At 64.0% G+C, this 12,472-nt stretch carries 12 protein-coding genes; 11 read left to right on the top strand and 1 reads right to left on the bottom strand.

Annotated features, from left to right (window positions below; all coding sequences use genetic code 11):
• The first annotated feature begins 549 nt into the window (after positions 1-549).
• Positions 550-3,069: an AAA family ATPase gene (locus H5T65_07920; GenBank protein MBC7259161.1), complete on the top strand. Its 2,520-nt coding sequence runs from the start codon at positions 550-552 to the stop codon at positions 3,067-3,069.
• Positions 3,070-3,078: 9 nt separating this feature from the next.
• Here the strand turns inward: H5T65_07920 and H5T65_07915 are convergent, their stop codons facing one another.
• On the bottom strand, positions 3,079-3,318 hold the full coding sequence (locus H5T65_07915; protein ID MBC7259160.1) for a zinc ribbon domain-containing protein: 240 nt from the start codon (positions 3,316-3,318) through the stop codon (positions 3,079-3,081).
• A gap of 279 nt (positions 3,319-3,597) precedes the next feature.
• Here H5T65_07915 and H5T65_07910 point away from each other — a divergent pair, with 279 nt between their 5' ends.
• The 10 genes from H5T65_07910 to H5T65_07865 all read left to right on the top strand — a co-directional run bounded on the left by H5T65_07910 (position 3,598) and on the right by H5T65_07865 (position 12,334).
• A complete protein-coding gene (locus tag H5T65_07910; protein ID MBC7259159.1) occupies positions 3,598-4,980 on the top strand; it encodes a TldD/PmbA family protein in 1,383 nt (460 codons plus the stop codon).
• A gap of 85 nt (positions 4,981-5,065) precedes the next feature.
• On the top strand, positions 5,066-6,409 hold the full coding sequence (locus H5T65_07905) for a TldD/PmbA family protein (protein ID MBC7259158.1): 1,344 nt from the start codon (positions 5,066-5,068) through the stop codon (positions 6,407-6,409).
• A 193-nt stretch (positions 6,410-6,602) separates the two neighbouring features.
• Entirely contained in the window at positions 6,603-7,349 is a 747-nt protein-coding gene (locus tag H5T65_07900; GenBank protein MBC7259157.1) for a TIGR04255 family protein, read from the top strand.
• Between the two features lie 5 nt (positions 7,350-7,354).
• Entirely contained in the window at positions 7,355-7,882 is a 528-nt protein-coding gene (locus H5T65_07895; GenBank protein ID MBC7259156.1) for a hypothetical protein, read from the top strand.
• On the top strand, positions 7,879-8,265 hold the full coding sequence (locus H5T65_07890) for a HEPN domain-containing protein (protein MBC7259155.1): 387 nt from the start codon (positions 7,879-7,881) through the stop codon (positions 8,263-8,265). The genes H5T65_07895 and H5T65_07890 overlap by 4 nt, the downstream gene beginning before the upstream one ends.
• 245 nt (positions 8,266-8,510) lie before the next feature.
• Positions 8,511-8,894: a hypothetical protein gene (locus H5T65_07885; protein MBC7259154.1), complete on the top strand. Its 384-nt coding sequence runs from the start codon at positions 8,511-8,513 to the stop codon at positions 8,892-8,894.
• Positions 8,895-9,140: 246 nt separating this feature from the next.
• A complete protein-coding gene (gene gatC, locus H5T65_07880; GenBank protein MBC7259153.1) occupies positions 9,141-9,428 on the top strand; it encodes an Asp-tRNA(Asn)/Glu-tRNA(Gln) amidotransferase subunit GatC in 288 nt (95 codons plus the stop codon).
• 4 nt (positions 9,429-9,432) lie between these two features.
• Entirely contained in the window at positions 9,433-10,923 is a 1,491-nt protein-coding gene (gene gatA, locus H5T65_07875) for an Asp-tRNA(Asn)/Glu-tRNA(Gln) amidotransferase subunit GatA (protein ID MBC7259152.1), read from the top strand.
• A gap of 204 nt (positions 10,924-11,127) precedes the next feature.
• Positions 11,128-12,120, top strand: a complete 993-nt coding sequence (locus tag H5T65_07870; GenBank protein MBC7259151.1) for an NTP transferase domain-containing protein — start codon at positions 11,128-11,130, stop codon at positions 12,118-12,120.
• The gene (locus H5T65_07865) at positions 12,104-12,334 is read left to right on the top strand and encodes a hypothetical protein (protein ID MBC7259150.1); all 231 of its coding nucleotides are present in this window, start codon (positions 12,104-12,106) and stop codon (positions 12,332-12,334) included. The genes H5T65_07870 and H5T65_07865 overlap by 17 nt, the downstream gene beginning before the upstream one ends.
• The last annotated feature ends 138 nt before the right edge of the window (positions 12,335-12,472 follow it).

Genomic DNA, 12,472 nt, shown 5'->3' with positions numbered 1-12,472 from the left:
CCGAGGCTAAAGCCGTCGGGCTGACAGGGCCAAGCCCTGCGGGCTGACTGTAGGGGCAACGCATGCGTTGCCCCTACCCGATACGCGCGGGGGTTCAGCCCCACGCGCACGCCACTTTCGCGCCCTTTCGCGTCCTTCGCGATCCAGACGTCCCACGTACAGCACCCCTCACCCTGGCCCTCTCCCGGCGGGGGAGGGAACGACGGCCCGCCCGCGCACGCCACCCCTTCTCGCCCCGCCTGCGGGGAGAGAAGGGGCCAGGGGGATGTGAGGGGTAAGCCCCCGCGCGCCCGCATTCCGCCCGAGGCTAAAGCCGTCGGGCTGACAGGGCCAAGCCCTGCGGGCTGACTGTAGGGGCAACGCATGCGTTGCCCCTACCCGATACGCGCGGGGGTTCACCCCCGCGGCCCCGCGCGCACACGCAGCCGCGCCTTTCGCGCCCTTCGCGATCCAAACGCCCCCTCCGCAGCCCCAGGCCCGCGCCGCCCTTGACGTCCGCCCCGAGGCGTGCTAGAATGACCGTATCCTGAACCCGAGAGAGGGCTTGTCATGGATGTGAGCCGCTATGAGGTTCCCCCAGAGCAACTCCGACGCTCATGCATCCCCGCGTTGGAAGCGGCCGGCTTTTCCTCCACCACCGAACTGGAGCGCCTGGACGCGATCATCGGCCAGGGCCGGGCTACCCACGCCATTGAGTTCGGCATAGACATCCCGTCCTACGGGTACCACATCTTCGCCATGGGGCCCGCGGGCGCCGGCAAGATGACCACCGTGCAACGGTTTCTGGAGCAGCGGGCCGGCGCAAGGCCCACGCCCCCGGACTGGTGTTATGTCAACAACTTCGCCAACCCCGACCGCCCCGAGGCCATAGAACTGCCCCCTGGCAAGGCCATGGTCTTCCGCAAACAGATGGAAGATCTCGTCCAGCGCATCCAGGAAAGCATCGCCCGCTCCTTCTCCGGCGAGCAGTACGAGGAGCACCGGTCACAACTCATCCGCGAGATAGAAAACCGCAAACGCAAGGCGCTGGAAGAAATCAACGAGTATGCCAACTCACAGGGGTTTGCGCTCGTCGCCACGCCATCCGGCCTGATGGTGGGCGTGTACGAGAACGGCAAAGTCCTCAGCCAGGAAGAGTACCAGGCCCTGCCCGAGGAGCGCCGCCGCGCACTGGAGGCCGCCCAACCCGCCGTCCAGGCCGAGATGGAGCGGCGCTTCCGCAAGGTGCGCGCCCTGGACGACGAAGCGCGCACGCGCCTGCAGAACCTGGACAAGGAGATCGCCGACTTCGCCATCCGCCACCTGTTTGAGCCGCTCAAGCAGGAGTACGCGGCCATCCACGACGCGCAGGTGTTCCTGGACGGCGTGTACCGCGACGTGCTTGAGAACCTGGCCCTGTTCCGTGCCCTGGCCCAGCCCCCAGAGGCGGGCAGAGAGGAAGGAGGTGCCCCCCAGCCCCCCACGCGACCGCCCCAGTCGCCCTACGACCGCTATCGGGTCAACGTGTTGGTGGACAACAGCCAAACCAAAGGCGCGCCCGTCATCGTAGAGAGCAACCCCACATGCCGCACCCTTGTGGGCCGCATAGAGTATCGGGCCGAATTCGGCACGCTGGTTACCGACTTCAGCATGATCAAGGCGGGCGCCCTCCACCGTGCCAACGGCGGCTACCTGGTCGTGGAGGCCCGCAAGTTGCTCCAGGATCCCTTCGCCTGGGACTGCCTGAAGCGCGCCCTCCGCGACCGCAAGATCTCTATCCACGAGATCGCCCAGCAGTTCGCGCTTCTCAGCACGACATCGCTGGAGCCAGAACCTATCCCACTGGACGTGAAGGTTGTCCTGACCGGCGAGCCGCACATCTACTACATGCTATTTGACCTGGACCCCGAGTTCGCGAAACTGTTCAAGGTGAAGGCCGACTTCGCCGAGGAGATGGATTGGGCCGACGACAGCGTCCTGAACTACGCACGGTTCATCGCCACGCGCTGCGCCGACGAGGGCCTGCCCCACTTCACGCGGGACGCCGTGGCGAAGGTGGTGGAGTATGGCGCGCGGCTCGTGGAAGACCAGCACAAACTCAGCACGCGGTTCGCCTTCATCGCGGATGTGGTGTCGGAGGCGGCCTATTGGGCGCGGCTTCGCGGCCACGACCTGGTGCAGGCCGAGGATGTCCAGCGCGCCCTGGACGAGAAACGCTACCGCTCAAGCCAGGTGGAGGAGCGCATCCGCGAGGCCATCCTGGCCGACACCATCCTCATCACCACCGACGGGGCCAAGGTGGGGCAGGTCAACGGCCTGTCGGTGTTGTTCCTCGGCGACTATGCCTTCGGGCGCCCCACCCGCATCTCATGCCAGACCATGCTGGGCCGCGAAGGCGTCATGAACATTGACCGCGAGTCCAAACTCAGCGGCAACATCCACGACAAGGGCCTGCTGATTTTGGAGCGCTACGTCGCGGCGAAGTACGCTCAAGATCGCCCGCTCAGCCTGGCGGCCAGCATCTGCTTTGAGCAGACCTATACCGAGGTGGAAGGCGACAGCGCGTCGGCGGCAGAACTGTACGTGCTGATCTCCGCCGTAACGGGAATCCCCATCAAGCAGGGCATCGCCGTAACCGGCTCGGTGAACCAGTACGGCGAGATTCAGCCCATCGGCGCGGTCAACGAAAAGATAGAGGGCTTCTTTGACGTGTGCAAGGCACGCGGGCTGACCGGCGAGCAGGGCGTCATCATCCCCAGCCGCAACGTGCGCCATCTCATGCTGCGCGAGGACGTAATCCAGGCCGTGCGGGAGGGCAAGTTCCACATCTGGGCCGTGAGCACCGTGGACGAGGGCATCGCCATCCTGACCGGTGTGGAGGCGGGCGAGCGCGACGAGAAGGGCGAGTACCCGCCCGATTCGGTCAACGGCCGATTCCTGGCCAAGATGGAGGAGAACGAGCGGCTCATGCGCCGCCGATGGCCCGTGGAGGCCAAGGCGCTCAACTGGTTCCAGCGCATGTTCAACCGCGAGAAGACGCCCGCGAAGGCCGAGCAGAAGAAGCCGCCAGAGGGTGAGAAAACCGAATAGACGGCGTGCTCAGTGCCCGCAGGTGGCGCAGGAGTGCGAGCCGCAAGTGGCGCAGGACGACCCCGTGCCCGCGACCGTGCGGGTTTCGCCGCCGCTCCCCTTGGACAGCGCGGCGAAGACAGACAGGCCGCGACGGGCCTCTGTGCTCCCGCACTTGGGGCACGCAATCGGGGCGTCGGCCTGGCTCATCGGACGCAACGCCTCAAATTTCGTCATGCATACGGGGCAAACATATTCGTAAACAGGCATCGTGCTCTTCCTGATTTCGCATAGATGGACACGCCATAATTGTACGCGACTGGCGAGGAAGGTCAAATCGGCTCTGAGCAGAGAGGCCGCAAAGAATCTCGCGCTCCCAGCGTTCCCAATTCGCGTAGATTCGCGCTATTCGCGGTTATAACCTTACCAATTTGCGTTTCCTGATTCGTGTTATTCGCGGTTACAACCTTACATGGGAGGTGGGCCTTGAAAGAACTGACCGATCGCGCATTGAACCTGGCCAAAGTCAAGGGCGCAACCTATGCCGACATGCGCATCGTGCGCCGCGCCAGCCGCTCCATCACCGTGAAGAATGGCGAGGTGGCGTCGCTGGAGAGTTACACGACCGAAGGCTTCGGCGTGCGTGTGGTAGTGGACGGCGCGTGGGGGTTCGCATCCAGCGCGCGGCTGGAGCCGCGGGAGGTGGATCGGGTTACCGCCCTGGCCGTGGAAATCGCCAGGGCCAGCGCGCTGTTCAAACTGGAGCCAGTGAACCTGGGCGAGCCGGTGGCGCACGTGGGCACGTACCGCACGCCCGTCAAGGTTGACCCGTTCTCGGTGCCGCTGGAGAAGACGCTGGATCTTCTGCTGGCTGCCGATTCCGCCATGCGCGCCGTCAAAGGCATCGTCGTGGCCGAGTCGTCGGCGGCGTTCATCCGCGAGGAAAAAACCTTCGCCAACACCGAGGGGGCGTACATTGAGCAGGAAATCGTGGAGACGGGCGGCGGGTTGCAGGCCCTGGCCGTGGGCAACGACGACGTGCAGCAGCGTTCGTACCCCAACTCCTTCGGCAGGCACCAGGGCACGGCAGGCTACGAACTGCTGGAGGCGATAGACATGGTGGGCAATGCCCCGCGCGTGGCCGAAGAAGCGGTCATGCTCCTGACGGCGCCCGTCTGCCCCAGCGGCGTTACAACCATCATCCTGGACGCGACACAACTTGCCCTCCAGGTGCACGAATCGTGCGGCCACCCCATTGAACTGGACCGCGTCATGGGCATGGAGGCCGCCTACGCGGGCACCAGTTTCCTGACCCTGGACAAACTGGGCACGTTCCGCTACGGCTCTCCCATCGTCAACATCACCGCCGACGCGACCATCCCCGGCGGCCTGGGCACCTTCGGCTACGACGACGAGGGCGTGGAAGCGCAGCGAACCCCCATCGTGCGCGAGGGCATCTTCGTGGGCTACCTCACGTCGCGAGAGACGGCCGCACGCCTGGGCCAGCGCAGCAACGGCACCATGCGCGCCGACGGCTGGAACCGCATCCCCATCATCCGCATGACCAACATCAACCTGGAACCGGGAGAGTGGGACTTTGACGACCTCATCGCCGACACCGACGACGGCATCTACATGGAGATGAACAAGAGTTGGAGCATTGACGACAAGCGGCTGAACTTCCAGTTCGGCACCGAGGTCGCCTACCAAATCAAGAACGGCAAGATGGGCCAACTGTACAAGAACGCCACATACACGGGCATCACGCCGCAGTTCTGGGCGGGTTGCGACGCCATCTGCAACCGCAATCACTGGAACGTGTGGGGCACGCCCAACTGCGGCAAGGGCCAGCCCCCCCAGGTGGCCCACGTAGGCCACGGCACCGCCCCCGCACGCTTCCGCAACGTCCAGGTTGGCGTGATGAAAGGATGACACCGACGCACTGCCGTTGGCCTTCCGCCGCGCCATGGAGCATGACGAGAGGCCCACGGCCACAGGCTGACTGAAAGGAGTTCCCATGCTCGGAGAAAAGGGATTTCGCAAACTGGCCGACCAGGTCTTGTCCAAGTCCAAGGCAGACCAGACCGAAGTTCTGCTTCAGGCCGGCGATAGCGCCCTGACGCGCTTCGCCAACTCGTACATCCACCAGAACGTGGCCGAGTCCGACGCCGTGGTGCGCCTGCGGGTGGTCATCGGGCAGCGGACCGGCGTGGCCACGACGAACGACTTGAGCGCCGACGGACTGGAGCGGGCGCTGGAAACCGCCATGCTCGTGGCCGGTCTGCAACCCGAGAACCCCAACACGCCCCCCATGCCCGCGCCCCAACCCGTGCCGCTGGCCGTAGCCTTCTCGGAGGCCACCGCCAACGCCTCGCCCGAATTGCGGGCGCGCGCCGCCGGCGTCTTCTGCACCCTGGCCCGCGAGAAGGGTCTCACCGCCGCCGGCGCCTTCCGCACGGCCATCTGGGAGATGGGCGTCGCCAACTCGCTGGGCCACTTCGTGCACAGCGCGGGCACCGTGGCCGACGTCAACTCCGTCATCATGAGCGACGACAGTTCGGGCTACAGCGAGGCCGCCGCCGTGGACGTGCGCCATCTGGACGTGGAGGCCCTGGCCGCCGAGGCGGTGGACAAGGCGCTGCGAAGCCGCAACCCTCGGCCGCTGCCCGCCGGCGAGTATCCGGTCGTCCTGGAAGCGTATGCCACCGCCGACATCGTGAGCATCATGGGCTACCTGGCCTTCTCGGCGCTGGCGGTGCAGGAGGGCCGCTCGTTCATGGCCGGCAAGTTCGGCCAGCCCATCATGTCGCCCTCGGTCTCCATCTGGGATGATGGGCTTGACCCTTCGGGCCTGCCTCTGCCCTTTGACTTTGAGGGCGCGCCCAAGAAGCGGGTGGATTTGATCCAGGGCGGCGTGGCGGTGGGCGTCGTGCACGACTCGGCGACGGCGCTCAAGGATGGCGTCGCCAGCACCGGCCACTCGCTGCCCATGCCCAACCCCCAAGGCCCCTTCCCGCTCAACCTGTTCATGGCGCCGGGGACTGCGTCGCCGGAACAGTTGATCGCGGGCCTGGACAAGGGGCTGCTGGTTACGCGGTTCCACTACACGGTCCCCGTGCATCCGGCGAAGGCCGTCGTAACGGGCATGACCCGCGACGGTACCTTCTGGGTGGAGGGGGGCGAGATCGCCTATGCGGTCAAGAACCTGCGCTTCACCGAGAGTTACCTGGACGCCTTCAACCGCGTGGAGGGCATCGGCAGGGAGACGCGGCTGCTGGTGTCCCGCTTTGAAATCGGCGGGGTGCGCGTTCCGGCGGTGCGGTTGGCGGGCTTCCGCTTCACGGGGACGACGGAGTTTTAGGAGTGGCGGAAGCGGTTTGAGCCCGCTCGTGTTGCGTTTTGCACCCAGTTGTGTCATAATGAATTTACGGACGTTGGACATACGCCATGGCAGTCGGGAGTGAGCAGGAAAGGCATCCTCTCAACACGCCCGTATGAACTCATGTGGCAAGAACTCTGAAATCCTGATGCAACACGCCAGGAGGTGCGATCCGATGGGTAGGCGATATCGGAACCCCCCAGTTGTTGAAGCATTGTGTGAGTTTCGCTTTAAGCCCGGTCAGCCATGGGATTTGGCCATCCCAGGTCTTGTCTATGAGAAGATACGAGATAGATTTCCTAAAAGACGACAGGCGAGAATAGTTGAACTCAGTGTAACCGCTACGCCGGACGGAGTCGGGCAGCAGGTGTTGACGGCCGACCGAATGCAATTTCTGCGTGAGGATGAGAAAGCCTTAGTGCAGGTGGATCGCGACTTACTGGCCGTTAACCACCTCAAGCCATACCCGACTTGGCGGGAGTTCTTGCCTTTGATTCAGCAAGGCTTTTCTGCTTACCGCGACGTCGCACGACCAGAAGGCTTTCAGCGAATTGGGCTACGATACATCAATCGCATCGAGATACCTGGTCAGCGAGTTGATCTGGAACATTATCTAGAGTTTCGGCCCTTTGTAGGACCCAATTTGCCTCAAGACTACGGGCCCTTCATGGTGGGAATCGAGGTTCCTTACCAGAACGGCAGGGACAGGCTCAGGCTTCAAGTGGCAACTGCTGCTATTGAGAAGCCCGATGCGCTCGCGGTTATGCTTGATCTGGATTACTTCCTGGCGGAACCTGGCCAAGTGCAGCTAGACGATGTGCTTACGTGGATAGACGCGGCACACAGCCGTGTGGAGGAGGTTTTTGAAGCCTGCCTAACCGATCGGCTGCGGCAAATGTTTGAGGAGACACCTGAACAATGACTTGCTTGACCGTCCGGCCACAAAGATCTGGAGCAGCGTTCCCGCTCGGCGGGACCAAATGGCTTGCGCCTGTCAAAAGCGTTTCAGCAGTACAGTCGTCGGCACCGCGTGCCAGCACAGACAGCAGTCTCTTCTTAGCCGCCCGCGAATTCCAGCGATCAGGGACTTGGCTCGAAAGAGGGGCGTCCATTGTCCGCGACTCTGAATTGCAGGTTCAGGGGATCAGCACGTTGTATGACTTCGTACGGCGAGACGAGGTAGTCCAGTTTCTAGGCGCCTACCCTTTCCTGGCGCCTCTTCTGATAGAAGCACGCCGTAAGATCGCCGAGGTGTTTGGTCATGCCTCCAGGGTTGTGCTTGAGGTCATAACAGATCCGGAAGCGCCTGCAGATCGTGAGTTGTTCGCATTCGTGCAGGCAGATCTGCCACCTGATGAAGCCTTGCAGAAACTGAACCAACTGGACCAAGAGTGGTGGCTTGACAAGATTGATGAAGCACAGGGTAAACTCTGCATTCATGTGGAGTTCCAATGAGCTTTGATTGGTCGGAATACCTAAGACTGGCACAGGAACTCGTAGGGCAAGATGTGCGCCCGGCAGGGCAAGAGGCGCGTCTACGAGCGGCCATCAGCCGCGCCTACTACGCAGCTTTCTGCGAAGCGCGGAATTGCTTGCTCGCCGAAGGACGCCATCTGTCCACAGGACATGATGTTCACAGAGCAGTGCGTGAGGAGTTCACGAAAAGTTCTGACAAGATGCGCAGACAGATTAGCCAGAACCTGGACCGATTGCGGAATGATCGGAACAAAGCAGACTATGATGACCGTGTGCGAAGACTAGCGGACACGGCAGTCGCTGACATTGAACTGTCGCGATCGGTTCTAGAGGGGCTTGCGAGACTGAGACAGGTTGAGTGAGTGATGCCGCTCTTCGCGCATTGGGAGTAATCAGGGAGGCAGCGAGGCGCCTGCCCCTGTCATTGCGTCGGCGCTATGCCGAGATGGGGGCTGTGGGTGATGAGGGGTTTTGACAGACCAGGCAGCCTCGGCCGCCCTCCTTCACCGGCTGACGACGGAACCACCCCGCCTCCCCTGTCGTCTATCTTGTGAAGCATCACATTTCGCGCCTTGCGTTTTACGAATCACATTTCACGGAGGTTCCCATGTTCCGCACAATCGCGACGCTCATGCTCATCGCCGCCCTGCTGGCGGGGTGCAAGCCCGCAGCCCCCAGCGCCGACTACGACATCAAGGGCAACATCTCCAACGTTGAGCCTGCGGACGGCCAACTGGCCGACGTGCTGGGCCGCATCCGCATTGAGGGCGAGAAGGTTGAGGGCAACCGCTACGACAAGGCCATCGTCGCCGTGTCCAAGTCCACGCGCATCTGGGAGAAGAAGGGCGACGGCTACGTCAAGGCGTCGTGGGACGACCTCCAGTTCGGCGCACTGGTAACCGCCAGGTTCACCGGCCCCGTCATGGAGTCCTACCCCGTCCAGGCTAGCGCCTCCGAGATCGTCATCTTGGCGCGCATGCCGAGGCAGTAGCGGCCATGCCGTAAGGCAACTTGCCCACCTGCGCTGCACTTGTAGCCTTCTGGCCGCAGTGCGATGATGCCGGAGGAATCACCACCCTGGGGTGAGCGATGAAACCAAAGGTGCGACGCACTTCCGGAGGTGCGTCGCGCCTTGGTCCCCCACACAAGACGGAGCCGAATCGGGCTACACGCCCCCTTTGCCCTGCGCTGTCCCCCGTGCTATAATCCCCCCGAATCTATCCGGTGGGACAACCCGATGCCGCTTTCCCTGCAACAGGTGGAACATATCGCCGAACTGGCGAAATTGGCCCTTACCGACAAGGAGAAGGAACGCTATCGGCTCCAGTTGTCGGCCATCCTGGACTACGCCGACATGCTCCAGCGGCTGGACCTGGACGGCGTGCCCCCCATGTCCCACGCCGTGGCCCGGACCAACATCACCCGCCCGGACGAGCCGGCCCCCTCCTCCCCCCGCGATGAGATTCTGGCCAACGCGCCTGACCACAAGGACGGGCTGATCCGCGTGCGGCCTATTCTGGAGTAACGCCGTGAGCGCCCACGCCCTGACCATCCACCAGGCCAGCGAACGGTTGCGTTCGGGCGCGCTGTCCTCGGTGGAGTTGACCCAGAGCGTGCTGGAGCGCATCCACCGCCTGGACCCGCGCATTCGGGCGTACCTGCGCCTCGTGCCCGAGGCCGCGCTGGCCCAGGCCCGCGAGGCCGACGCCTGCCTGCTCCGTTGGCGGCGCGAGGGCGGCGCTCCACCCCCGCGCCTGATGGGCATCCCGCTCGCCGTCAAGGACATCCTGTGCACCCGCGGCATTCCCACCACTTGCGGGTCGCGCATCCTGGAGAACTTCGTCCCCCCATACGACGCCACCGCCGTGGAGCGGCTCAAGGCGCAGGGAGCCATCATCCTGGGCAAGACCAATACCGACGAGTTCGCCATGGGATCTTCCACCGAGAACTCGGCCTACTTCACGACGCGCAACCCGTGGGACCTGTCCCGCGTGCCGGGCGGGAGCAGCGGTGGGAGCGCGGCGGCCGTCGCAGCCGACATGGCGCTGGGGGCGCTCGGGTCCGACACGGGCGGGAGCGTGCGCCAGCCCGCCGGCCTGTGCGGCGTGGTGGGGCTGAAGCCCACCTACGGCCGTGTGCCGCGGTGGGGCTTGGTGGCCTTCGCGTCGTCGCTGGACCAGATCGGCCCCATCGCCAAGGACGTGCGCGACTGCGCCATTCTGCTCCAGGCCATCGCAGGCCACGACCCGCGCGACTCCACATCGGTGGACACGCCCGTGCCCGACTACCTGGCCGGGCTGGAGGGCGGCATTCGCGGGCTTCGCGTGGGCGTCCCGAAGGAGTACTTCGTGGAAGGGATGCAGCCCGGCGTGGCCGATGCGATGAAGGCCGCGCTGCGCACGCTGGAGGACCTCGGCGCTACCCTCATGGAAGTCTCGCTCCCGCACACCGAGTACGCCCTGCCCGCGTACTACCTCATCGCCCCCGCCGAGGCGTCGGCCAACCTGGCGCGCTACGACGGCGTGAAGTATGGCCTGTCGGTGCGCGAAACCGACGACGTGTGGGAGATGATTCGGCAGACGCGCGGGCGCGGGTTCGGCCCCGAGGTCAAGCGCCGCATCATGCTGGGCACCTACGCGCTGTCGGCAGGGTACTACGACGCCTACTACCTGCGCGCCCAGAAGGTGCGCACGCTCATCCGCCGTGACTTTGACCGCGCCTTCCAGCAGGTGGACGTGCTGGCGTGCCCCGTGTCGCCCACCGTCGCGTTCCCCATCGGCGAGCGCGTGGACGACCCCTTGCAGATGTACCTGTCGGACGTGTTCACGCTGGCGTGTTCGCTGGCAGGCGTCTGCGGCATCGCGGTCCCCTGCGGATTCGCCGACGGCCTGCCGGTGGGGTTGCAGATCATCGGCAACGTATTTGACGAACCGACGGTGTTGCGAGTAGCCTATACCTACGAGCAGGCGACCGACTGGCACACGCGGAAGCCGAACTTATTCACGCTCGCTTTTTCGTAAGGACGCACGATGTGGTAACATAGCGCCAGGAGACCTACCGGGAGATCGCACGTTCGGTCGGCGCTTCTCTCTCGGTGGCCATCGTAGGGCAAATGGGCAATTTGCCCTACGTCTAGCGGGCCCCCTGTCGCGACAGGCCGAAACGGAGATGTGTGCGTTCCATTGAAGTAGCGAGATTCAATAGACGAGGAGGTCTGAACGGCCATGAAGGTGGTGATTCCTCTGGCAGGGTTTGGCACGCGGCTGCGCCCCCACACGTACACCAAGCCCAAGCCGCTGGTCAATGTGGCCGGCAAGCCCGTGCTGGCCCATATCCTGGATTCCCTCGCCGGGCTGGATGTGGAGGAGACGATCTTCGTCGTGGGTCATCTGGGCGAGCAGATTCAGAATTACGTAGAGACCCACTACACGTTCCCCTCGCGCTACGTGGAGCAGCACGAACTCAAGGGCCAGGCTCACGCCCTCTACCTGGCGCGTGAATATCTGAGCGGCCCCATCCTCATCATCTTCGTGGACACCATCTTTGAGGCCGACCTGCAACACCTGCCCACCGACTGCGACGGCGTGCTGTACGTCAAGGAGGTGGAAGACCCGCGCAGGTTCGGCGTCGCCATCCTAGAGGAAGGCTACATCGCGCGCCTGGTGGAGAAGCCTGCCACGCCCGTGTCCAACCTGGCGGTCATCGGCGTCTATTACCTGCGCCAGGCCGAGAAACTGGTGGCCGCCATTGACGAACTCCTGGCGCGGAACATCCAGACGAAGGGAGAGTACTTCCTGGCCGATGCGCTGCAACTCATGATCAACGACGGCGCGAAGTTCCGGGCCGAAACCGTGGACGTGTGGGAGGACTGCGGCAAGCCCGAAACGGTGCTCCAGACCAACCGCTACCTGCTGACCAAGACGGGCGGGCACGCCGGCCACACCCACAACAGCATCATCGTGCCGCCCGTGTACATCGCCGACTCGGCCCACGTGGAGCATTCGGTCATCGGCCCGTATGTAACCATCGCCGAGGACACGGTCGTGCGGCGCTCCATCATCAAGGATTCCATCGTGAACAAAGGCGCGTGCATTGAGGACGCCATGCTCAACCTGTCGCTCATCGGCGACAACGCCCGCGTGCGGGGTTCCTACGAGCAGTTGAACGTGGGCGATTCCTCGTTGGTGGACGCGACCGGCAATGGATACGAGGAGTAAGCCCGTCCGCGTGGAGTGCTACTCGGGCTACCAGTACGCCCAGGAGCCGCGCGCCGTGGAGACGCCCCAGGGCCGCGCCGAGGTGGTGTCGGTGGCGCGGCGATGGCGCGAGCCGCGCGGCCCTGCGTTTCGCGTGCGCCTGTCCGATGGCGCCGATGCGACCCTCGTGTACGACGAGACGCTTGACCAGTGGTTCATGCAGGAGGGGGACTAAACAAAGCCATTGCCCCCGCCATTGTCTTCCATTGTGCATGGGAATATCGTCAGGAGGAAGGTTCAATGAAGAACGTGTTGGCACAACGAGTGGTGTCGGTTCCCCCGTCAGGCATCCGCAAGTTCTTTGACATCGCCG

It is taken from the genome of Chloroflexota bacterium, assembly GCA_014360805.1.
Taxonomy (GTDB): domain Bacteria; phylum Chloroflexota; class Anaerolineae; order DTLA01; family DTLA01; genus DTLA01.
The sequence above is the reverse complement of the archived record's forward strand: the minus strand, read 5'-3'. Positions and strand labels throughout refer to the sequence as shown.

Excerpts from the sequence above, each read along its gene's own strand:
- H5T65_07920 (MBC7259161.1), top strand. The coding sequence starts at position 550 with ATGGATGTGAGCCGCTATGAGGTTCCCCCAGAGCAACTCCGACGCTCA.
- H5T65_07915 (MBC7259160.1), bottom strand. The coding sequence starts at position 3,318 with ATGCCTGTTTACGAATATGTTTGCCCCGTATGCATGACGAAATTTGAG.
- H5T65_07910 (MBC7259159.1), top strand. The coding sequence starts at position 3,598 with ATGCGCATCGTGCGCCGCGCCAGCCGCTCCATCACCGTGAAGAATGGC.
- H5T65_07905 (MBC7259158.1), top strand. The coding sequence starts at position 5,066 with ATGCTCGGAGAAAAGGGATTTCGCAAACTGGCCGACCAGGTCTTGTCC.
- H5T65_07900 (MBC7259157.1), top strand. The coding sequence starts at position 6,603 with ATGGGTAGGCGATATCGGAACCCCCCAGTTGTTGAAGCATTGTGTGAG.
- H5T65_07890 (MBC7259155.1), top strand. The coding sequence starts at position 7,879 with ATGAGCTTTGATTGGTCGGAATACCTAAGACTGGCACAGGAACTCGTA.
- H5T65_07885 (MBC7259154.1), top strand. The coding sequence starts at position 8,511 with ATGTTCCGCACAATCGCGACGCTCATGCTCATCGCCGCCCTGCTGGCG.
- gatC (MBC7259153.1), top strand. The coding sequence starts at position 9,141 with ATGCCGCTTTCCCTGCAACAGGTGGAACATATCGCCGAACTGGCGAAA.
- H5T65_07870 (MBC7259151.1), top strand. The coding sequence starts at position 11,128 with ATGAAGGTGGTGATTCCTCTGGCAGGGTTTGGCACGCGGCTGCGCCCC.
- H5T65_07865 (MBC7259150.1), top strand. The coding sequence starts at position 12,104 with ATGGATACGAGGAGTAAGCCCGTCCGCGTGGAGTGCTACTCGGGCTAC.